The organism is Bradyrhizobium sp. SBR1B, assembly GCF_014198205.1.
In the GTDB taxonomy this organism is placed as follows: Bacteria; Pseudomonadota; Alphaproteobacteria; order Rhizobiales; family Xanthobacteraceae; genus Bradyrhizobium.
In genome coordinates this window covers 182,587-202,997 of record NZ_JACIHC010000006.1, presented here as the reverse complement: position 1 = coordinate 202,997, position 20,411 = coordinate 182,587, and the positions used below count along the sequence as shown (strand labels likewise).

Below are 20,411 nucleotides of genomic sequence, written 5' to 3'. Positions count from 1 at the left end.
TCGTTGGACTGTCCAATCGCGAGAGTCCCCATGACCAAGCTGACCCGTTTCACCGTCGCGCCGCTGCACAGCATGACCCGGCGCCTGGCCGACGTCGCTTCCGCTCGCCTCGCGCCAGATTTGGTCATCACCGGCGCGCGGGTGCTCTCGACCTATTCGGAACGCATTCATCCCGGTCGGGAGGTCTGGATCACCGGCGGGCGCATCGCGGCGGTGAAGCCATCAGGTGCGGCGAAGAAAGTCTGGCCCAGCGTGCCGCTCTACGATGCCGCTGGCGGCATCGTCGCGCCGGGCCTGGTCGATCCGCACATCCACATCGAATCCTCGATGGTGACGGCCTGCGCCTATGCCGAGGCCGCGCTGCTCAACGGCACCACCACGATCTTCTGCGACAGCCACGAGATCGGCAATGTCATGGACGTCGCCGGCGTCGAGGCGATGCTGGAGGACGCGCGCGAGGCGCCGCTCTCGATCTTTTTGACGGTGCCGAGCACGGTGCCGGCAACGTCGGCCGAATTGGAAACGGCCGGCGGTGATCTCACGCCGGACAAGATCGCCGGCCTGTTCGACCGCTGGCCCGAAGCCGTGGGGCTCGGCGAGAAGATGGATTTTGTCCCGGTCACGATGGGCGACGAGCGCAGCCACGCCATCCTCGCGGCCGCCTTGAAGCGGGGACGTCCGGTATCCGGCCACGTCTACGGCCGCGAATTCGTCTCGGCCTATGCGGCGAGCGGTGTCAGCGACACCCATGAGGCGATCGAGCGCGACATCGCCGACGATCTGCTCGATGCCGGTGTTTGGGTATTCCTGCGCGGCGGACCGCCGACGACGCCATGGCATTCGCTGCCGCAGGCGATCCGCACCATCACCGAGCTCGGTGCGTCGCACAAGCGCACGGCCGTGTGCACCGACGACCGCGACGCCGACGATTTGCTCATGTTCGGCCTCGACTGGGTGGTGCGCGAAGCCGTGAAGGCCGGGATGTCACCGGAGCAGGCCTGGTCGATGGGCTCGCTGCATGGCGCTACGCGCTTCGGCATGGATGGCGACATCGGTGGCCTCGGTGGCGGCCGCCGCGCCGACCTCGTGCTGATGGACGACCAGCTCAAGCCACAATGCACCTGGTATGGCGGCGAGCTCGTGGTCGAGAACCGCAAGATCACCGGGCTGCTCGATCAGGCGCTGTCGCACCGCTATCAATATCCAAAGGCGGCTTACGCGACGGTGAAGCTGCCGAAGAAGGTCAAGCTAACGCCGGATCTGCCCTCGAAGGCCTGCACCGTCAATGCGATCAAGACGGCGCTGCCGGGCATCACGCTGATCCATGACAAAGTCGCGATCGAACCCGCCAAAGACTGGCCGTCTTTGTTCGCGCGCTACGGCCTCTGCTTCGTCACGGTCATCGAGCGCCACGGCAAGTCGTCCGGCAACGTCGCTTATGGACTGCTGAAGGACTTTGGCCTCAAGCGCGGCGCGGTCGCCTCCAGCGTGGGGCACGACAGCCACAACATCATTGTCGCCGGCACCAACGAGCCCGATATGCAAGTCGCGATCGCGGCCATCAAGGACCTGCAGGGCGGCGTCTGCGTCGTCGCCGACGGCAAGGTAAGGGCGCTGGTCCCGCTGCCGATCGCGGGGCTTCTCTCGGACAAGCGCGTCACGGAGGTGGCCGAAGAGGTCAAGGCGCTGAAGAAGGAATGGGCCGAGGCCGGCTGCACCATCCCCTACATGGGCTTCAATTTGATTCCGCTATCGGTCATTCCGGAAATTCGCATCACCGACAAGGGCCTCGTGCTGGTGCCGCAGATGGAGCTGGCGCCGCTGTTCGAGTGATCCGCGTTTCACGCGACTCTCGATCTAACCGCTTGAGACGCCCAAGATTTTTCCGCGGCTGCCACATCGTGGAAAATAAAATCGATCTCGTTGAGATCGCATCACGCGCACCCGATGATCTCGCTCGCTGACTTGAACCGAGCGAGGTCCGATATGGCGAAGATGCGAGCTATCGATGCTGCCGTGCGAATTCTGGAAAAGGAAGGCATCTCCACCGCTTTCGGAGTTCCCGGGGCCGCGATCAATCCGCTTTACTCGGCGCTGAAGAAGCGCGGCTCGATCCACCACATTCTGGCGCGGCATGTCGAGGGTGCCTCGCACATGGCAGAGGGCTATACGCGCGCCAAGGCCGGCAATATCGGCGTCTGCATCGGAACCTCGGGGCCGGCTGGCACCGACATGATCACCGGGCTCTATTCGGCGATCGCCGATTCCATTCCGATCCTCTGCATCACCGGGCAGGCGCCGCGGGCGCGGCTCTACAAGGAGGATTTTCAGGCCGTCGACATCGAGTCGATCGCAAAGCCCGTGACGAAATGGGCCGTTACCGTGCGCGAGCCGGCGCTGGTGCCACGCGTCTTCAGCCAGGCGTTTCATGTCATGCGCTCGGGCCGGCCCGGGCCGGTGCTGATCGACATGCCGCTCGACGTGCAGCTGGCCGAGATCGAGTTCGACGATGAGACCTATGAGCCGCTGCCGGTCTACAAGCCCGCTGCCACGCGAAAACAGGTCGAGAAGGCGCTGGAGATGCTCAACGCCGCCGAGCGTCCGCTGATCGTCGCGGGCGGCGGCATCATCAACGCCGATGCGTCCGACCTCCTGGTCGAATTCGCCGAGATCGCCAACGTTCCTGTGGTGCCGACGCTGATGGGATGGGGCGCGATCCCCGACGATCACGTGCTGATGGCGGGCATGGTCGGCCTTCAGACCAGCCACCGCTACGGCAACGCCACCATGCTTGAATCCGACTTCGTGCTCGGCATCGGCAACCGCTGGGCCAACCGCCACACCGGCTCGGTCGAGACCTACACCAAGGGCCGCGCCTTCGTGCATGTCGACATCGAGCCGACCCAGATCGGGCGCGTGTTCAATCCGGATCTCGGCATCGTCTCGGACGCCAAGGCCGCGCTTGAGCTGTTCGTCAGCGTCGCCAGGGAGTGGCGCCGGTCAGGCAGGCTGCGCGAGCGCCAGGCGTGGCCCGCGGCCTGCCGCGATCGCAAGAAGACGATGCTGCGCAAGAGCCACTTCGACAACGTCCCGATCAAGCCGCAGCGCGTCTATGAGGAGATGACCAAGGCCTTTGGTCGCGACACCTGCTACGTGACCGTGATCGGCCTGTCGCAGATCGCCGGCGCCCAGTTCCTCGGCGTCTACAAGCCGCGCAACTGGATCAATGCCGGGCAGGCGGGGCCGCTCGGCTGGACACTGCCCGCCGCGCTCGGCGTGCGTGCGGCGTGCCCGGATCGCGACATCGTCGCGCTCTCCGGCGATTACGACTTCCAGTTCCTGATCGAGGAGCTCGCGGTCGGGGCGCAGTTCAATCTGCCCTACATCCACGTCGTCGTGAACAATTCTTATCTCGGCTTGATCCGCCAGGCCCAGCGCGGCTTCGAGATGGACTATCACGTCCAGCTCTCCTTCGAGAACATCAACGCGCCCGAGATCGGCGTCTACGGCGTCGACCACGTCGCGGTCGCCGAAGGCCTCGGCTGCAAGGCGATCCGCGTCACCGATCCGAAGGACGCGCAGGCCGCGTTCGCGACCGCGCGCGAATTGATGGCCAAGCACCGCGTGCCCGTGGTGGTCGAGTTCATCCTCGAACGCGTCACCAACATCGCGATGGGCACGGAGATCGACAACATCGTCGAGTTCGAGGAGGTGCTGGACCTGCCGCTCGACGAGGTCGAGCGGGCGCGCCCGGGCGTGCTGCAGCCGGCGGAATAGGGAAGGACCTCATCATGCCGAAATTCGCCGCCAACCTCACCATGCTCTTCAACGAGATGCCGTTCCTCGACCGCTTCGCAGCGGCGAAGGCGGCGGGCTTTTCCGGGGTCGAGTATCTCTTCCCCTATGATTTCGACAAGGCGCAGCTGCGCGAGCAGCTGGAAGCCCATGGTCTGACGCAGGTGCTGCACAATCTGCCGGCGGGAAACTGGGCGGGGGGCGAGCGTGGCATTGCGATCCTGCCCGATCGCACAGCTGAATTCCGCGACGGCGTGTTTCGCGCCATCGACTATGCCAAGGCGCTCGATTGCGAGCAGCTCAACTGCCTCGTGGGTATCGCGCCTGCCGATACCGATCCACGCGAGCTGAACGAGACGCTGGTGGGCAATCTGCGCTTTGCGGCCTCGACGCTGGCACGTGAGAACATCAAGCTGCTGGTCGAGCCGATCAACACGCTCGACATTCCCGGCTTCTTCCTCAACGGCACCGAGCAGGCGATACAGCTGATCTCCGAGGTGCGGTCGAACAATCTGTTCGTCCAGTACGACATCTATCACATGCAGATCATGGAGGGCGATCTCGCCCGCACCATGCAGGAATATCTGCCTGAGATCGCGCACATCCAGCTCGCCGACAATCCGGGCCGCCACGAGCCCGGCACCGGCGAGATCAACTATCCCTTCCTGTTCCGCCATCTCGACGCGATCGGCTATCGCGGCTGGATCGGCTGCGAATACAAGCCGCGCACCACGACGCTGGAAGGGCTGTCCTGGCACGCTGCGCAGACCTTTGAGACCTGAGAACGCACCCACAGCGACGGTGCGCTCCCTCTCTCGCTTGCGGGGGAGGGCTGGGGTGGGGGTATCTCCGCGAAAAGATTCGATCGAGATGCGCTGAAAGCCCCCAAGCGGATAGAGACCCCACCCGGCGCTACGCGCCGACCTCCTCCGCAAGCGGGAGAGGTGCACCGAGCTTGTGGATCGACTTGGCCTAAATCTGGAGGAATGAGACATGACCAACATCGGCTTCATCGGACTTGGCACCATGGGACGGCCGATGGCCGGCCATCTCCTTAGCGCTGGCCATCGTGTTCTCCTGCACGATGTTGCGCCGGTTGCGGCTGAGCTGATCTCCGCGGGCGGCATCGCCTGCAAGTCGGCCAAGGAGGTCGCGGAGGGCGCGGATGCCGTCATCATCATGGTGCCGGATACGCCGCATGTCGAAGCGGTGCTGTTCGGCAAGGATGGTGTTGCGAGCGGCATTTCGAAAGGCAAGATCGTCGTCGACATGAGCTCGATCTCGCCGCTGGCGACGAAGGAGTTCGCCAAGAAGATCGAGGCGCTCGGGGCGGACTATCTCGACGCGCCGGTGTCGGGCGGGGAGGTCGGCGCCAAGGCGGCAAGCCTCACCATCATGGTCGGCGGGCCGGAGCGGGCCTTTGGCACCATGAAGCCGGTGTTCGACAAGATGGGCAAGAACGTCACTCACGTCGGCGCCAATGGCGACGGGCAGACGACGAAGGTTGCCAACCAGATCATCGTCGCGCTGACGATCGAGGCGGTGAGCGAGGCGCTGTTATTTGCATCCAAAGCCGGGGCCGATCCGGCGCTGGTGCGCAAGGCGCTGATGGGCGGCTTTGCCTCCTCGCGCATCCTCGAAGTGCACGGCGAGCGCATGGTGAAGCGCAATTTCGATCCCGGCTTCCGCATCGAGCTGCACCAGAAGGATCTCAATCTCGCGCTCGAGGGCGCGCGCACGCTCGGCCTGTCGCTGCCGAGCACGGCGGTGGCGCAGCAATTGTTCTCGGCCTGCACCGCGCATGGCGGCAAGGGCTGGGATCATTCCGCGATGGTGCGGGCATTGGAACTGATGGCAGGCCACGAGATCGCGGCGGCCTGAACTGTTACGCGGTAACAGTCTCCAGTTTTGAAGCCTCTTCGACACGGGGGAACCGGAACAATGCTCCGGCCCCGCGGTTGAAGGCGCAGGACAATCACTGGAGACAAAACAACATGAAAACCCGTCTTGCGATTACGTTGGCTGCAGCGTCGCTGCTGGCGTCGAGCGCAGCCTTTGCTCAGTCGACGACCGAACAAGGCGCCAGGGACGGCGCGCGTGCTGGTGGCGACATCGGCGGACCGATCGGCGCGATGGTTGGCGGCACCGTTGGTGCGGCCGTCGGAGCCGGCCTCGAGATTCCGAATGCGGTGCTGGGCGGAATCCCGCGGAGTGACTCCGTCGTGGTCGAGGAGCGCGTCGTGGTGGGCGAGCCGTTGCCGCCGACCGTGGTGCTCCGCCCCGTGCCGAACTACACCGAGTATCGCTATGCGGTCGTGAACGATCGCCGCGTGATCGTCGAACCGCGCACGCGTCGCGTCGTCAAGATCATCGACTGATCCAGGCCGACCACAGGCGTGGAGAGAAAAGGGCCCTGCGGAGTTCTACTCCGCGGGGCCTTCGCTTGCTGCAGAGGGGCTTGCGAGAAAGCGTGTCACAACCCAATCGGTGATCGCCGCGAGCGCAAAGCCAAGGCAGGCCGTCAGCGCGTCGACCAGAAAGTCCTCCAGCCGGGCGTGGCGTCCGGGTGCCCAAAATTGCATCAGTTCGAGCACGCCAATCAGGACGACTGCGGCCCCCGCGCCCAGCAGGCGCCGCCGCGGATAGGCAAGGCCGAAGGCCAGCCCTACCAGGATGAATGCGAGAGCGTGTTCGCCGTCCTGGCCGAGGTCGGAATGGGGCCGCAGGCCAGGGGGACCGAGGGTGGCGAAAGTAACGGCGGCCGCGAGCAGCCAGGCAAAGGAACGGATCAAAATGGACATCCGGTTCGCTTAGCACAGATTGGCAGCGGGCCGGTACAGTCCCTCCATCAGATCGCTGTGTAGTTAATGACAAAAAGTTAAAGCGGCTCGCGCACGCCGAGCCCGTGCATGAAGCGCTCCCGGATTTGTACGGGATCGCGCCTTGTGGTGCCGATGCCCGGCTTGTCGTCGATGCGGACCGCGATCAGGCTCGGCTCGGCGGCGGACATCGCCGTATCGACCAGGCGCTCGAAATCCTCCTCGTCCGCAGCCCAGGCGCTATTCGCAAGGCCGGAGCCTGCTGCGATGGCAACGATATCCGCGACGCTGGCCGCGGGTGTCGGCTGTGCGCCGGTAATCTGATAGATGCCGTTGTCCATCACGATCATGATGAGGTTCTTCGGCTTCAACGTCGCGATCGTCGAGAGCGCGCCGAGCTGCATCAACAGCGAACCATCGCCTTCGAGCGCGAAGACGCGGCGGTCGGGCTGCGCCAGCGCCACGCCGAGCGCGATCGGGAAGGCGAGTCCCATGCTGCCCAGCATGTAGAAATTCTGCGGGCGATGCCCGGCGGCCCAGAGGTCGAAATTGGTGTTGCCGATGCCGCCGATCACGGCTTCCTCGTGCTTGAGCTTTGCGATCAGGCGCGAGGTCACATCGAACCGGTTCATCACCTTGGTATTGCCAGTGTTCATGGTGGCGCTCACTTGTCGAAAACCTTGCCGCCGGTGAGCAGCGGGTTGAGGATCAGGGCCACCGGCGCCTGTGTCGTGACGGCCTGCTTGATCGAACGGTCGGCGATGAATTCGAGCTCGTCGAGCCGGGTGATGGTGTGGTGCTCCAGCGCCAGCGAATCCAGCACCGGACGCATGGTGCGGCAGACCAGCGACTGGCCGTAGTTGAACTCGCCGAGCGTGCCGCGCTCGGACACGAACATGATCAGCGGGATCTGGTAGGGCACCGCGAGCGAGGCGAGCACATTGGCGAGGGTGGCGAAGCCGGAGGTCTGCATCAGCACCGCGCCGCGCCGCCCACCCATCCAGGCGCCCGAGATGATGCCGACGGCTTCCTCCTCGCGGGCAGTGGCGAAGGTGGTGAAGAAGGGATCGGCGTGCAGGTTCTTGATCAGGGGCGTCAGCACCCGGTCGGGCACGTAAGGAATGAGGCTGATCTCGTTGCGCTTCAGGGTTTGCAGGACGATGCCGTGCCAGCTCTGGTCACCGGACGCCTGTCCCTGCGTCTGCTGTTCCGCAATCGCCATTGCGTTCTCCCTTGGCGTATTTTCTTGGGCCGCGCATGCTTCTTGGTTCTGGCCGTCGCGGCGATCGGTCGAACTTGACGGAGCAGGCGGGATTGTCAACATGTCCGGGCCGCACCGTGATCTGCGCTGGACGGCCTGCCGCGGTCGGCGCCGCCATGTCATAAGCGGCGACAACGAGAAAACGGGAGGGGGCACGGACGGGCGCGCATCGCGCTGACCTTGCGGATCTCCCTGGAGAGCCGGAATGGTCCTGATGTCCGTCAACAGCAAGCGCGTCTTCTACTCCAATTATTTGGCCAATCCGATCTATGTCGACATCCTGAAGGCGCGGCCCGACGTCCGGCTCGACCGCATCGAGAACGGGAGTCCCGAAGATGTCTACGCACCGATCCTGAATGCGGCGCACGTTTACCAGATCGGAGCCGCCCGGGACGAGCTCGCCCCGCATTTCCATGTCGATGCCACCTTCCTGAGGCGGACGCCGAACCTGCTGCTGGTCTCCAGCAATGGCGCGGGCTTCGACCCTGTCGACGTCGAGGCCTGCACGGATGCGGGCGTGCTGGTCGTCAACCAGTCCGGCGGCAATGCCCATTCGGTTGCCGAGCACGCGCTGGCGATGATGCTGACCTTGTCCAAGCGCATCATCCAGTCCGACCGCCGTCTGCGCCGCGAGCGCGACGTCAACCGCAACGATCTGGTCGGCAACGAGGTCGAGCACAAGACCGTCGGGATCATCGGCCTCGGCAATGTCGGCCGCCGCATCGCCGCGCTGTGCAAGGGCCTGCTCGGCATGAAGGTGCTGGCCTACGACCCATATTTGTCGGCCGAGGTGATGGCCGAGCGAGGCGGAGAGAAGGTCGAGCTGGACGAGCTGTTGCGCCGCGCCGATTTCGTTTCGATCTCCTGTCCGCTCGACAAGGGCAGCCGCAACATGATCAGCACGCGCGAGTTCGGGCTGATGCAGCCGCATGCGTATTTCATCACCACGGCGCGCGGCTTCATCCATGACGAGGATGCGCTGCTCCAGGCCCTGCGCGACAAGCGCATCGCCGGTGCCGGCCTCGACGTCTGGTCCAAGGAGCCGCCACCGCCGGAGCATCCGCTGCTCCAGTTCGACAACGTGCTGGCGAGCCCGCACACCGCGGGAGTGACCATCGAAGCGCGGCAGAACATGGGGCGGATCGCGGCCGAGCAGGTGCTGGACACGCTCGACGGCAAGCGCCCGCCGCGCATCATCAATCCCGAGGTCTGGCCGCGTTATGCGGAGCGCTTCAAGCAGGCTTTTGGCGTGACGCCGGGGTAGGGCGCGAAGGCTCAGCGCGCTCCGATCATTGGTTACCACGACGGAAAGGCAAAGCGCCGCATCTTATCGAGCGGGTAAGTGAACGCGTATCACTTGTCCTGTAGTTGAAAGTCCATGAGCATATTTTCGATTGCGACATCCGGACTTTCGGCGGCGAGTTTGCGCGTGAACGTGGCCGCGAGCAACATCGCGAATGTTCAAACGACCGGCCCGCTGCCGGGGTCGGGCGGGTCGAGCCCGTCGGCCGTTACAGGCAGTCCGGGCATTGCTCCGACGTTTCCTGCGGCTTACGTGCCATTGCGCGTCGATCAGGTCGACCAATCGAGCCGCTCGACGCCGGGCGGCACGATCGCGAAGGTGTCGACGGTATCGCCGAGCTATACCGCGCAATCCGACCCAAGCGCTCCCTTCGCAAACCAGGATGGGCTGGTCGCAGCGCCGAATGTCGATATCGCCAGCGAATTCGTTCAACTGGCGGCCGCCAAGTACAGCTTCATTGCCAATGCGAAAGTCATTCAGGCTTACGCGGAAACGACAGAGTCGCTTCTCGACATCACCACATGAGGGCGGACTGTCGCCCGGATGGGCGGCGGGAACCTTGCCCGGTCCTTGATCCGCGTCAAAATCTCCTTCCCCGGTCCGGCTTAAATGGGATTAGAGTGCGGCCGGGGCAGCAGGGAGGTCCCATGTCAACCTATGTCGTCAAGTTCATGAAAGATGTGCTCGGCGAGTACGGCCGGCAGAGCGAGATTTGCCAGGGTACGCTGGAAATCGACGCCTCCGACGAGAACGAGGCCAGGGAGCGGGCGAAGGCCAGGTTCTGCAAGGACCAGGCCCTGCATCACTGGTCGCTGCATGCCGACCGCATCCATGTGAGAGCGGCCGACTTTCCGTCCTGAGGTCTACCGGCCCGGCGCCACGACGGGTGGGGGCGCCGTGGTCCCCGCGCCGAGCGAACGCTGCACCATGACGGTGTCGGACCAGCGGCCGTGGCGATAGGCCACGCCGCAAAGCAGGCCGGCGCGCGCGAAGCCGAACTTCTCGTGCAGCGCCAGCGAGGGCGCGTTGTCGGCGTCGATATAGCCGATCATCTGGCGGAAGCCGGCCGCCGCACAAGCATCGATCAACTCGTGCAGCAGCAGCCGGCCGACCCCGCGGCCAAGCTGCTCGTGGTGGACGTAGATCGAGTGCTTGGCCGTGTAGCGATAGGCCGGACGCTTGCGGAACAGCACCGCATAGGCATAGCCGACCACCTCGCCGCGAAAGGTCGCGACCAGATGCGGCAGGCGGGTCTGCTTGAGGTTCTTGCGCCGGTCGCGCAGATCGTCCGGCTCGGGCGCACCGGTTCCTTCGATGTCGCGCGCCACGCCGTTGCGGACGTGATGGCGGTAGATCGCCAGCATCGCCTCGACATCGCTGTCGCGTGACGGTCTGACCAGGACGGGTTCGTCACTCGCGCGCGCAGCTGTTTCGTTCATTCGCACCTACTCGGCAACGACGTAAGTATAGAGCCCGATGCGCCCCTGGGCATCGATCTCCTTGTAGACGCCCTGGATCTCGACGTCGAAGCCCGGAAACGTGTTGAAGCAGGTTTCGAACATCTTGAGATAATCGACCATGGGCTTGGCCCCTTCCGTCAGCCGCTCGCCGGGCACGATGGTGGCGATGCCCGGCGGATAGACCACGAAGGGCGTAGTCGCGATGCGGCCCGCGATGGCCTCGATCGGCAAATAGTCGACATCGTTCTTGAACAGATAGCGCGCGGCATCGCGAGGCGACATCGCGATCTCAGGCATGTGCTCGGGCATGAATTGCCGGGCCTGAAGCGCGCTGACGTCGGCGGCGCGGAAGAACCGGTGCATCTCGCCGCAGAGATCGCGTAATCGCACGCCGGCATAGCGCGCCTGCCGCCGCTGATAGAACTCCGGAATGACGTCAGCCAGCAGTGCATTGTCATCGTGGAGCTTCTTGAAGGCGACAAGGCCGGAGATCAGCGTGCCGGCCTTGCTCGCCTCGACGCCGGGGGTCAGCAGGAAGAGCAGGGAGTTGAGGTCGTTCTTCTCGGGGACGATGCGGTTCTCGCGCAAATATTGCGCCACGACGGGGGCGGGGATGCCGTGCTCGGCATAGGCACCTGAGCGGTCGAAGCCGGGGGTGAGCAGCGTCAGCTTGTTCGGATCTGTCATGGCAAACCCCTCGGCCATGCCGGGGAAGCCGTGCCAGTTGGTATCGGGCGAGAGCTGCCACAGCGCGGCGTTGGTGGCGAGCTCATCGGTCGAGAGGGTTTCCCAGGCGACGTTGTGCGCAGCGCCGGGACGGCCGACATCGGGAATGGCGACACGGTCGGGAACGAAGGGCTCGAAGAACCAGCGCCGATCGGCGTTCTGCTCCTTCTCTTCGAACTCCCTGCGCATCGCGCGGATCTTCTTGCGCAGCTCGATGCCGAGGCGAATCGTGTCGTCCCACAGCACTTCGCCGGAGCGGCCCTTCATCATCTGCGCACCGACGTCGAGCGAGGCGAACAACGGATAGAAGGGTGACGTTGAGGCGTGCTGCATGAAGCTTTCGTTGAAACGGCGGTGCTCGACGCGTCGCTTCTGGCCGCGGATGTGGCGGTCCTTGATGTGGATCTGGGAGGCCTGCGAGAAGCTGGCCAGTTGCTTGTGGGTCGACTGCGTCGCGATGATGCCCGGTGCTTCCGGCGGAAGGTTCGCCAGCCCCATGGCGAAACGGCCGGCATAGAGCGGGTGGAATTTCATGAAGCCGGCCCAGGCTTCGTCGAACAGGATGTACTCGCACAGATGGCCGATGCGCTTCAGGATCATCTCGGCGCTGTGGATCGTCCCATCATAGGTGCACTGTTCGACGACGGCGACGCGGAACGGCCGCTCCTTGCGCCAGGCCTCCTTGTCCGTGACCAGCGGGTGATTGCGGATCGCCTCGCGCAAGGTCTTCTCGTCCAGCACGTCCCAGCGCATTGGGCCGATCAGGCCCCAGGCGTTGCGGATGGTCGGCACGTAAACCGGGACGCCGCCGTTGATCATCAGGGCGCCGTGATGGGCGGCCTTGTGGTTGTTGCGGTCGAACAGCACGAGGTCGCCGTCGGTGACGAGGGCGCCGAGCGCGACTTTGTTCGAGGTCGAGGTGCCGTTGAGCACGAAATAGGTCTTCTCCGCGCCGAAGATCTGCGCGGCTTCCTTCTGCGCTTTGAGGGCAGGCCCTTCATGGGTGAGGAGGTCGCCGAGATCGAGCACGGAATTGTCGAGGTCGTCCCGGAATACGGATTCGCCGAGGTGCTCGACGAAGACCCGGCCGATCGGGCTGCGGTTGTAGAACACGCCGCCATTGTGCCCCGGGCAGGTCCAGAGCTGGTTGCCTTCCTCGGCATAGTCGACCAGGGCGCCAAAGAACGGCGTCTTCAGCGTCTCGGCATATTGCTTGAGCCGGCTGATCAGATTCTTGGCGATGAAGGTCGGCGTCTCCTCGGACAGGAAGACATAGCCGTCGATGAAATCGAGCACCTCGACCGGCAGGTCCTCGAAGCGCTTGCGCCGGATCAGGAGGATGATCGGGAAATCGAGGCCGCGGCGGCGCATCAAATTGATCAGCGCCGAGGTCTTGCCCTCCAGGCCCTTCTTGCCCCAGTCCACCACCATGCAGCCGATCGCGGCGTCGGTCTGCACCGCCATCTCGGCATCCTCGAGCTTGCGCGCCCGGACCACCTCGAAGCCGGAGCGCTGGATCTCCTCGATGATCTGGTTGAAGCGGACGCCTTCGAGATCGTCGGCGTCGAACATTGGTGCGGCGAACAGGAAGTTGAAGCGCTTGAAATAATCCATGGTCTGTCCCGAATGTGCAGGAGATACAGCTCTCTGCACATTCGATGACAGTTGGATGACAAGAGGCGGGATGGCCCCGGCTAGCGCTTCACTTCGCCGAATACCACCGTCGGCACCGCGCGGTTGACGATTTCGCGCAGGGCAAAGCTCGATTGCACGCGCGCGACGCGCGGCAGGCGGGACAGCTCGGTGCGGTGGATGCGCTCGAAATCCTGGATGTCGCGGGCAAGCACGATCAGGATGTAGTCGTCGGTTCCCGACATCAGGAAGCAGCGCACGACGGAAGGGCATTTCACCACCTCCGCCTCGAACGCCTTCAACGCGTCGTCGCTCTGGCTTTCCAGCGCGATGCGCACCAACACGGTGATGGTGAGGCCGAACTGGGCGAGATCGAGTGCGGCCTGGTAGGCCTGGATGTAGCCCTCGTCCTCCAGAGCCTTCTGCCGCCGGGCCAGCGCCGTGCTGGAGAGCCCGACCTTGTTGGCAAGCTCGGTGTGGCTGGCACGCGCATTGGTCGTGAGTTCCGCGAGGATCGCGAGGTCTTTCCGGTCGAGGGCCAATGTTTCGTTTCCAGCGTGAAAGGGCAGCTTGGCGCCGGAAACCGGCGCGCGCCTGCCGAAACTAGCGGATATTTGCACGAAACCAAACCGGTCCCGTCGCTACGATGGGAACAGAATCAAGGCGTCGGCAAAGGAGCCCGGAAGATGCGCGTCGGTGTGCCCAAGGAGATCAAGGTGCAGGAATATCGCGTCGGGCTCACCCCTGGTGCGGTCCGTGAGTATGTCGCGGCCGGGCACCAGGTCACGGTCGAGACCGGCGCCGGCGGCGGCATCGGCGCATCCGACGAGGTGTATCGGCGGGCAGGGGCCACCATTGCCGAGAGCGCCCGCGACATCTTTGCCAAGTCCGACATGATCGTGAAGGTAAAGGAGCCGCAGAAGAGCGAATGGGCCCAGCTCCGGGACGGCCAGATCCTGTTCACTTATCTTCATCTTGCGCCGGATCCGGAGCAGGCCAAGGGCCTGCTTGCCTCCGGATGCACCGCGATCGCCTATGAAACCGTCACGGACGCGAACGGTCACCTCCCGCTGCTCGCCCCGATGAGCGAAGTCGCCGGCCGACTCGCCATCGAGGCCGCCGGCGCCGCGCTCAAGCGCTCGGCCGGCGGCCGCGGCCTGTTGCTGGGCGGCGTGCCCGGCGTGCAGCCGGCGCGCGTCGTCGTGCTCGGCGGCGGCGTGGTCGGAACGCAGGCGGCGCGCATGGCCGCAGGCCTCGGTGCCGAAGTCACCGTGATCGACCGCTCGATCCCGCGCTTGCGCCAACTGGACGATCTTTTTGCCGGACGCGTGCGTACCCGCTTCTCGACCATCGAATCGGTCGAGGACGAGGTGTTCACCGCCGACGTCGTGATCGGTGCGGTGCTGGTGCCGGGCGCCAGCGCCCCCAAGCTGGTCACGCGCGCGATGCTGAAGTCGATGCGGCCGGGCGCCGTGCTGGTCGATGTCGCGATCGATCAGGGCGGCTGCTTCGAGACTTCGCACGCGACCACGCATACCGACCCGACCTATGAGGTGGACGGCGTCGTGCACTATTGCGTTGCCAATATGCCGGGCGCGGTGCCGGTGACGTCGAGCCAGGCGCTGAACAATGCGACACTGCCGTTCGGCCTGATGCTCGCGAACAAGGGCTTTGCCGCGGTGCTGGAAAACCCGCATTTGCGAAATGGGCTGAACGTCCATCGCGGGCGCATCACCAACAGGGCGGTGGCGGAGAGCCTCGGGCTGGAGTTTGCTCCGGTGGAGAGTGGGCTGGCGGCTTAGCGGCGCGGCGTACGCGGATGTCTCACCCTTTCCCACAAGGGGAGAGGGTGCACCGGTTCTGCCGAGCGATCAACGTTCACGCCTTCGTCAGCCTGTACTGCCGCAGATCGGGATCATGGGTCATGCGCCAATAGTCCACGAACCGCCACGGCATCGCCGAAAACACCCGACCACTCGAATTGCGATAGTAGGTGCTCATGCCAGGGTGCGTCCAGATCATCGCTTCGTGCTCGACATCGACCTTACGGACGTAGTCGTCGAGCACGTCCTGGCGGACGTCGATGGCAGCGACGTCGTGCTCGATCATTTCGGCGAGGCAGGCGGCGATGTAGCGGCTCTGGCATTCAGACTGGAAGATGACGCTGCCGCCATGCGCCGGGCCGGAGTTGGGGCCGAGCATGCAGAAGAAGTTGGGGAAATCGGGCACGGTGAGGCCGAGGAACGCGGTCGGATTGTCGTTGCTCCAGGCCTCGCGCAAATCCTTGCCTTTGCGGCCGCTGATGTTGAGGCGCGCCGCCATTTCCGTCACCTTGAAGCCGGTTGCGACCACGATGACGTCGGCAGGGCGGTGATTGCCATCGGCGGTTACGATGCCGCGCTGGTCGAAATGGTCGATTGCGTCGGTGACGAGCTCCACGTTCGGCCGCGTCAACGTCTTGAACCAGTTGTTGTCGAGCAGGATGCGCTTGCCATAGGGCGGATAGGTCGGCACGCACTTCTCGATCAGGTCCGGCCGGCCCTGCAATTCCGACAGGATGAAATCGGTCAGCTCCTGGCGGTGCCGGTCGTTGCCCTTGTTGACGGCGCGCTCCGGATGCGGCCAGGCCGGGTCCTTGCGCAGGAAAGGCAAGAGGCCGTCGCCATAGCGCCAGAACATGTTGAAGCGGTACCATTGCACGTAGAACGGCAGGTGCGCCAGCAGCCAGCGCGCGCCCTCGCTGATCGGATCGGCATAGCCCTTCACCGGCCGCGCCCATTGCGCGCTGCGCTGATAGACGGTGACCGAGGCGACGCGGCCGGCGATCGACGGCACCAGCTGCATCGACGTCGCGCCGGTGCCGATCACGGCGACATGCTTGCCGTCGATGTTGATGTCATCGGACCACAGCGCCGAATGCAGGATCGTTCCCGTGAACTTGTCCTCGCCCTCGAAGTGTGCACGGGAGGGATCGTTGAGCTGGCCGATGGCCGAGACCAGCGCGGTGGATTCGAAGGTCTCTTCGCCGCTCTCGGTCTTGAGCGTCGAGATCCAGCGCCTTTTGCCTTCGTCCCAGCGCGACGAGGTCAGCTCGGTTTTGATGCGCAGGTGCTCGCGGATGCCGTATTCGTTGGCGACCTTCTGAAGATATCCGAGCAGTTCCTCGCGCTGGCAGAAGTAGCGGGTCCATGCATTCCCGGAGCCGAAGGAATAAGAATAGGAATGGTTCGGCGTATCGACGCCGCAGCCGGGATAGCGGTTGATCCACCAGGTGCCGCCAAGCTCGGCGTTCTTCTCGACGATAGTGTAGGGAATGCCGAGATGACCGAGCGCCACGCCGAGCGCAATGGCGCAGACGCCGGCACCGACGATCAGCACGTGCTGCTCCGCGAGCTTGTCGCTCGATGGCTGCTTGGTCCAACGCGCCTCGCGCGCAACAAACCCCATCTCCTCGCGCATCAGCGGGGCGTATTCCGGCGCGACATTCTCGCCGAGGCAGCCGCGCATCATCTTCAGCAGCAGCTCGTCGCCGGGATCAGTGATGACGGGCTTCGGCGTGCCATTGGCGAAGAGCTTCACCACCGCGGCGCGGATCTCGTCCTGGATTTCCTTGGGCACGCCGGCCTCGGGATCGGGAATGAGGCGGATGTCGCGCTTGGGCAAGTACGGCGCGGCGAGCCATTTCTCGTCGCCGGTCATATGCACCAGCACCATCAGGAGGCAGCGAATGTCGCCTTCTGCGATGGTCGAGGCAAGGTCGAGCGGCCTGTGCGGAGATTCGATGTTCATGGCGTGTCCTGGTCTCCGGAGCCGGTGAAGAGGCCGCGCGTCATCAGCTTGCGATAGGCGGAGATGACGTGCTCGGGCACGGCGGTGACGCCGCCGGCCGAGTAGGAGTAGCGGCGGCTGAGATAGCCGCGCGCACCCATCAGCATGTGGACGATCGCCTCGAACTCCTCGTCGCTGAAATCCGCGATGGCGCCGGCAAGGCGCGCACGGCGGAGGATGCGGACATAGGCGACCGAGATGTTGTCGAGATGTTTCTGGTAACCGATGGGTGCGAAGAATTCGGCCTCGTTGAGGATGCGCAAAAATTCCGGCACCTCGCGGATGAAGTCGAAGAAGGCGGCGAAGCGCTCGATCTCCTGCCGCGCCGCATCCGCCGTGCCGGTGCGTACGCGGATGAACTCGACCATGTCGAGGCCGATCTTGGGCAGCAGCTGGTCGAGCAGCTCCTGGCGGTTCTCGAAATGATTGTAGAAGGTGCCCTGCGCGACGCCGGCCTGTTCGGTGATGCGGGCGACGGAGGCTTCGGCATAGCCATACTTGCCGACGACCTTGGTGGCGGCCTCGAAGATCTTCTGCTTGGTCCAGGCGTTGCGCTCGACGCGGTTGAGCTTTGTGATCTTTGCGGTGGCTGGGCCTTGCGTCATGCCACGGTCTCCAGTTCGGCGCGCAGCACGCGCTTGAGAATTTTTCCAGATGGATTGCGCGGGAGGCTGTCGCGGATGATCAGCTCTTTCGGCACCTTGAAGCTCGCGAGCCGCGCGCGGCAATGCTCGGTGAGGGCAGGGAGCTCGAGCCTGGCGCCCTCGGTCAGCACGACGATCGCGACCGGCCGTTCACCCCAGCGTGCGTCGCGCAGGCCGATCACCGCGACCTCGCGCACCCCAGGCAGTTCATAGATGACGCGCTCGACCTCGGAGGAGGCGATGTTCTCGCCGCCGGAGATGATCATGTCCTTCTTGCGGTCGGTCAGATACAGGAAGCCATCCTCATCGAGATAACCGACGTCGCCGCTGCGGAACCAGTCGCCGAAGAAGGCGGACGCCGTCTTGTCCGGATCCTTCCAGTAGCCGCGCGTGATCTTCGGTCCGCGCAGGCAGATCTCGCCGTTAACGTTCGCCGGCACGGCCTTGCCGTCCTCGTCGCGGATCTCGATCTCGACATGGGCAATCGCACGCCCGGTCGAGCCGATCTTCTCGATCTCGCGGCCCGCTTCCATGAAGGTGTCGCCGCCGACGGTCTCGGTGAGGCCATTGGCATCGATGTAGCGTGCGTTGCGGAAATATTCGGCGAAGGCGCGGATGCGCAGCTCCGGCGTTTTCTCGCCGCCGCCGATGGCCCATTGCAGGCTGGAGACGTCGTAGCGCTCGCGCGTCGGGCAGGTGAGCATCGCGCTGGTCATCACAGGTGCGAACCAGGCGGCGTTGAGCTTGTCCTCGGCGATCGCTGCAAGCGCGGTCTCCGGCTCGAAATTGCGTTCGATGCGAATGAAACCGCCATGCCAGAGCACGGCGAGGCCGGGCAGGTCGAGCGCGCCGACGTGATAGAGCGGGCCGACGACGAGCAGCCGCGTCTCGGCGCTGAGCCCGAGCGCGATCGTCTGGTCGGCCGACTTCCAGTAGAAATTATCGTAAGACAGCATCACGCCCTTGGGGCGGTCGGTCGTGCCCGAGGTATACATCAGCCGCATCAGGTCCGATGGTGCGCGGACATGCATGGGCGCGGGCGGCGCATCGCCAGCAAGACGCGTAAGGCTCTGCTGCGCGGCCTCGTCGAGCACGACAACCTCTGTGCCCGCGGCATTCGCAGCCAATTCCTCGTCGACGATCAGAAGCCGCGCGCCGGCATTGCCGGTGATGTAGCCGACCTCGTCGCGGGAGAGGCGGAAGTTGATCGGCACGAACACCGCGCCGAGATGGCTGGCGGCGAAGACGAGCTCCAGGAAAGCCGCACTGTTCTTCATCAGCACGGCCACGACATCGCCGGCGCCGATGCCCCGCGCAGCGAGCCAGCCTGCCACCGTCCGGACACGCGCGTCGACGCCGCGTAGGAAATCTCCTCGCCGCGATATTTCAGCGCGGGCCGGTCCGGCGTGCGCCGGGCATGAAAGGCGATGAAGCTCGAAAGATTGATCATTTTGCGGATCTTGGGCCTGTTACCGGCCTCGCTTCCTCCCTGGATGAATTCTGACTCGTAATTCATCTTTGGCTTGACGTCACCCCCCGCCCTCTGAAATCCTCCGGAATACGGAGACGAGACGATCTCCGACAGGGATCAGGACACGCCGACCCGACAGAGGGAGGGAAAAATGACGAGGACCCGCACACCGGGCATCAGCCGCCGTTCAACACTGGCGCTGATGGGCGCCGGTGCGATGACATTTGCCGCGCCCTGGGTGGCGCGCGCTCAGGCCAAGACTATCAAGATCGGCATGCCGACGATTTTGTCGGGACGCGTCGCGCAACTCGGCACGTCCTCGCGCAATGCGGTGATGCTCGAGGTCGAGAAGGTCAACGTCGCCGGCGGCCTGGCCGGCCGGCAGATCGAGATGGTGATCCGCGATTCCAAGGGCCAGCCGCAGGAAGCCGCCCGCGTCGCGCGCGAGCTCGTGAATACCGATGGCTGTGAACTGCTGATCGACGCCGAAGCCTCGTCTGGCGCCTTCGCGGTGCATGAGGTTGCACGCGATCTCGGCGTGTTCTGCATCCACACCAATTCGGAAACTTCGTCGCTGACTGCGGACCCGAAGCAGCACATTCCCAATGCCTTCCGCACTGCGCGACAGGGCGTGCACGATTCCATCATCGGCGGCAGCTATGCCGCGGCGATCGCCAAGACCAAGGGTCTGAAGAAATGGGCGACCTGCTCGCCCGATTATGCCTATGGCCGCGACACAACGGCGGAGTTCACGCTGTACCTGAAGCGCTTCGCGCCCGAGGTCGAGATCATCAGCGAGTCCTGGCCCAAGCTGTTCCAGCCCGACTACACCGAGGTGGTGACGAAGATCCTTCAGGCCAAACCCCAGGCGCTTTATTCCTGCCTGTGGGGCGGCGATCTCACCTCCTATATCGATCAGGCCAACATCTACGCGATGTTCGGCCAGATGGAGGTGTTCGCGGTCAACATGGCCGACTACACCGCGCTCACTGTCGTGAAGAACCTGCCCAAGGGCATCCACTCCGGCAACCGTTACATCAAGACGTTCCCGACCACGCCGGAAAACGCCGCCTGGGGCGACGCCTACAAGGCGAAGTACAATGAATATCCGACCAACTGGTCGTGGGAGAACGCCACCGCCATCATGTTGATGGCCGAAGCTTCGAAGAAGGCGAACTCGGCCGACGGCAAGAAGATCGCGGAGGCGCTGAAGGGCCTCACCATCAAGTGCCCGTTCGGCGCCGACGGCACCGTGACGATGCGCGGCGACGATCACACGCTGGTCGGCTACGCCATCGGCTGGGGCACCACGATCCCGCAGGAGCCGTATGTGCCGGAGGTCAAGGCCGGCGACTGGAAGACGATCTTCGAGCTGGAGGCCGAGTGGAAGAAGAGCAAGGGCTACACCTGATCTGATGCGCGGCGGAGGCGGGCGACCGTCTTCGCCGTTTCGTTTGATTTTTCGCGCCGTG

The 20,411-nt window shown here is 64.5% G+C and carries 19 protein-coding genes; 10 read left to right on the top strand and 9 right to left on the bottom strand.

From position 1 onward, the window contains the following. Positions 1-30 precede the first annotated feature (30 nt). The 5 genes from GGD61_RS18195 (at position 31) to GGD61_RS18175 (ending at position 6,173) form a co-directional block, all read left to right on the top strand. The gene (locus GGD61_RS18195) at positions 31-1,833 is read left to right on the top strand and encodes an adenine deaminase (protein WP_092256403.1); all 1,803 of its coding nucleotides are present in this window, start codon (positions 31-33) and stop codon (positions 1,831-1,833) included. Between the two features lie 153 nt (positions 1,834-1,986). After that, the gene (gene gcl / locus GGD61_RS18190; protein WP_092256400.1) at positions 1,987-3,777 is read left to right on the top strand and encodes a glyoxylate carboligase; all 1,791 of its coding nucleotides are present in this window, start codon (positions 1,987-1,989) and stop codon (positions 3,775-3,777) included. Positions 3,778-3,791: 14 nt separating this feature from the next. Beyond that, positions 3,792-4,577, top strand: a complete 786-nt coding sequence (gene hyi, locus GGD61_RS18185; RefSeq protein ID WP_183230976.1) for a hydroxypyruvate isomerase — start codon at positions 3,792-3,794, stop codon at positions 4,575-4,577. A 211-nt stretch (positions 4,578-4,788) separates the two neighbouring features. Further along, positions 4,789-5,676, top strand: coding sequence for a 2-hydroxy-3-oxopropionate reductase (locus tag GGD61_RS18180; RefSeq protein ID WP_018315875.1), 888 nt, complete (start codon positions 4,789-4,791; stop codon positions 5,674-5,676). 113 nt (positions 5,677-5,789) lie between these two features. Continuing rightward, positions 5,790-6,173, top strand: coding sequence for a DUF1236 domain-containing protein (locus GGD61_RS18175; RefSeq protein WP_018315876.1), 384 nt, complete (start codon positions 5,790-5,792; stop codon positions 6,171-6,173). A gap of 45 nt (positions 6,174-6,218) precedes the next feature. Here the strand turns inward: GGD61_RS18175 and GGD61_RS18170 are convergent, their stop codons facing one another. From GGD61_RS18170 to GGD61_RS18160, 3 genes are all read right to left on the bottom strand, one after another. After that, complete coding sequence (locus GGD61_RS18170) at positions 6,219-6,596, bottom strand: VanZ family protein (protein ID WP_092256390.1); 378 nt, start codon at positions 6,594-6,596, stop codon at positions 6,219-6,221. A gap of 77 nt (positions 6,597-6,673) precedes the next feature. Then, positions 6,674-7,270 (bottom strand): thiamine pyrophosphate-dependent enzyme, encoded by a 597-nt coding sequence (locus GGD61_RS18165; protein WP_183230975.1) that lies wholly within the window; start codon positions 7,268-7,270, stop codon positions 6,674-6,676. Between the two features lie 8 nt (positions 7,271-7,278). Beyond that, complete coding sequence (locus GGD61_RS18160) at positions 7,279-7,836, bottom strand: thiamine pyrophosphate-binding protein (RefSeq protein WP_183230974.1); 558 nt, start codon at positions 7,834-7,836, stop codon at positions 7,279-7,281. Between the two features lie 253 nt (positions 7,837-8,089). Between GGD61_RS18160 and GGD61_RS18155 the strand changes: the two genes are divergently transcribed. The 3 genes from GGD61_RS18155 to GGD61_RS18145 all read left to right on the top strand — a co-directional run bounded on the left by GGD61_RS18155 (position 8,090) and on the right by GGD61_RS18145 (position 10,038). Further along, the gene (locus tag GGD61_RS18155) at positions 8,090-9,139 is read left to right on the top strand and encodes a hydroxyacid dehydrogenase (RefSeq protein WP_038947133.1); all 1,050 of its coding nucleotides are present in this window, start codon (positions 8,090-8,092) and stop codon (positions 9,137-9,139) included. Between the two features lie 114 nt (positions 9,140-9,253). Continuing rightward, positions 9,254-9,703, top strand: a complete 450-nt coding sequence (locus tag GGD61_RS18150) for a flagellar basal body rod protein FlgC (protein WP_092256379.1) — start codon at positions 9,254-9,256, stop codon at positions 9,701-9,703. Positions 9,704-9,825: 122 nt separating this feature from the next. Then, the gene (locus GGD61_RS18145) at positions 9,826-10,038 is read left to right on the top strand and encodes a hypothetical protein (RefSeq protein ID WP_092256375.1); all 213 of its coding nucleotides are present in this window, start codon (positions 9,826-9,828) and stop codon (positions 10,036-10,038) included. A gap of 3 nt (positions 10,039-10,041) precedes the next feature. Here the strand turns inward: GGD61_RS18145 and GGD61_RS18140 are convergent, their stop codons facing one another. The 3 genes from GGD61_RS18140 to GGD61_RS18130 form a co-directional block, all read right to left on the bottom strand. Further along, positions 10,042-10,617, bottom strand: a complete 576-nt coding sequence (locus tag GGD61_RS18140) for a GNAT family N-acetyltransferase (protein ID WP_183230973.1) — start codon at positions 10,615-10,617, stop codon at positions 10,042-10,044. A gap of 6 nt (positions 10,618-10,623) precedes the next feature. Next, on the bottom strand, positions 10,624-12,978 hold the full coding sequence (locus GGD61_RS18135) for an Orn/Lys/Arg decarboxylase N-terminal domain-containing protein (RefSeq protein WP_183230972.1): 2,355 nt from the start codon (positions 12,976-12,978) through the stop codon (positions 10,624-10,626). Between the two features lie 80 nt (positions 12,979-13,058). Further along, positions 13,059-13,538 (bottom strand): Lrp/AsnC family transcriptional regulator, encoded by a 480-nt coding sequence (locus GGD61_RS18130; RefSeq protein ID WP_026201569.1) that lies wholly within the window; start codon positions 13,536-13,538, stop codon positions 13,059-13,061. A gap of 144 nt (positions 13,539-13,682) precedes the next feature. Here GGD61_RS18130 and ald point away from each other — a divergent pair, with 144 nt between their 5' ends. Then, positions 13,683-14,798, top strand: coding sequence for an alanine dehydrogenase (gene ald, locus GGD61_RS18125; RefSeq protein ID WP_092256358.1), 1,116 nt, complete (start codon positions 13,683-13,685; stop codon positions 14,796-14,798). 76 nt (positions 14,799-14,874) lie between these two features. Here the strand turns inward: ald and GGD61_RS18120 are convergent, their stop codons facing one another. The 3 genes from GGD61_RS18120 to GGD61_RS18110 are packed head-to-tail and all read right to left on the bottom strand — an operon-like array spanning position 14,875 to position 18,853. Further along, positions 14,875-16,785 carry an NAD(P)/FAD-dependent oxidoreductase gene (locus GGD61_RS18120; protein ID WP_183230971.1) on the bottom strand — a complete coding sequence of 637 codons (1,911 nt, stop codon included), beginning with the start codon at positions 16,783-16,785 and terminating at the stop codon, positions 14,875-14,877. After that, positions 16,782-17,429, bottom strand: a complete 648-nt coding sequence (locus GGD61_RS18115) for a TetR/AcrR family transcriptional regulator (RefSeq protein WP_183230970.1) — start codon at positions 17,427-17,429, stop codon at positions 16,782-16,784. The genes GGD61_RS18120 and GGD61_RS18115 overlap by 4 nt, the downstream gene beginning before the upstream one ends. Next, positions 17,426-18,853 (bottom strand): AMP-binding protein, encoded by a 1,428-nt coding sequence (locus tag GGD61_RS18110; protein ID WP_312012687.1) that lies wholly within the window; start codon positions 18,851-18,853, stop codon positions 17,426-17,428. Before GGD61_RS18110 ends, GGD61_RS18115 begins: the two co-directional genes overlap by 4 nt. A gap of 237 nt (positions 18,854-19,090) precedes the next feature. On the opposite strand from GGD61_RS18110, the gene GGD61_RS18105 reads away from it, so the two are divergent. Beyond that, the gene (locus GGD61_RS18105; RefSeq protein WP_092256350.1) at positions 19,091-20,350 is read left to right on the top strand and encodes an ABC transporter substrate-binding protein; all 1,260 of its coding nucleotides are present in this window, start codon (positions 19,091-19,093) and stop codon (positions 20,348-20,350) included. Positions 20,351-20,411: the final 61 nt, after the last annotated feature.

Coding starts and splice junctions, on each gene's coding strand:
- hyi (WP_183230976.1), top strand. CDS start 3,792: ATGCCGAAATTCGCCGCCAACCTCACCATGCTCTTCAACGAGATGCCG.
- GGD61_RS18135 (WP_183230972.1), bottom strand. CDS start 12,978: ATGGATTATTTCAAGCGCTTCAACTTCCTGTTCGCCGCACCAATGTTC.
- GGD61_RS18140 (WP_183230973.1), bottom strand. CDS start 10,617: ATGAACGAAACAGCTGCGCGCGCGAGTGACGAACCCGTCCTGGTCAGA.
- GGD61_RS18145 (WP_092256375.1), top strand. CDS start 9,826: ATGTCAACCTATGTCGTCAAGTTCATGAAAGATGTGCTCGGCGAGTAC.
- GGD61_RS18160 (WP_183230974.1), bottom strand. CDS start 7,836: ATGGCGATTGCGGAACAGCAGACGCAGGGACAGGCGTCCGGTGACCAG.
- GGD61_RS18175 (WP_018315876.1), top strand. CDS start 5,790: ATGAAAACCCGTCTTGCGATTACGTTGGCTGCAGCGTCGCTGCTGGCG.
- GGD61_RS18115 (WP_183230970.1), bottom strand. CDS start 17,429: ATGACGCAAGGCCCAGCCACCGCAAAGATCACAAAGCTCAACCGCGTC.
- GGD61_RS18150 (WP_092256379.1), top strand. CDS start 9,254: ATGAGCATATTTTCGATTGCGACATCCGGACTTTCGGCGGCGAGTTTG.
- GGD61_RS18180 (WP_018315875.1), top strand. CDS start 4,789: ATGACCAACATCGGCTTCATCGGACTTGGCACCATGGGACGGCCGATG.
- GGD61_RS18155 (WP_038947133.1), top strand. CDS start 8,090: ATGTCCGTCAACAGCAAGCGCGTCTTCTACTCCAATTATTTGGCCAAT.
- gcl (WP_092256400.1), top strand. CDS start 1,987: ATGGCGAAGATGCGAGCTATCGATGCTGCCGTGCGAATTCTGGAAAAG.
- GGD61_RS18105 (WP_092256350.1), top strand. CDS start 19,091: ATGACGAGGACCCGCACACCGGGCATCAGCCGCCGTTCAACACTGGCG.
- GGD61_RS18165 (WP_183230975.1), bottom strand. CDS start 7,270: ATGAACACTGGCAATACCAAGGTGATGAACCGGTTCGATGTGACCTCG.
- GGD61_RS18170 (WP_092256390.1), bottom strand. CDS start 6,596: ATGTCCATTTTGATCCGTTCCTTTGCCTGGCTGCTCGCGGCCGCCGTT.
- GGD61_RS18120 (WP_183230971.1), bottom strand. CDS start 16,785: ATGAACATCGAATCTCCGCACAGGCCGCTCGACCTTGCCTCGACCATC.
- GGD61_RS18195 (WP_092256403.1), top strand. CDS start 31: ATGACCAAGCTGACCCGTTTCACCGTCGCGCCGCTGCACAGCATGACC.
- ald (WP_092256358.1), top strand. CDS start 13,683: ATGCGCGTCGGTGTGCCCAAGGAGATCAAGGTGCAGGAATATCGCGTC.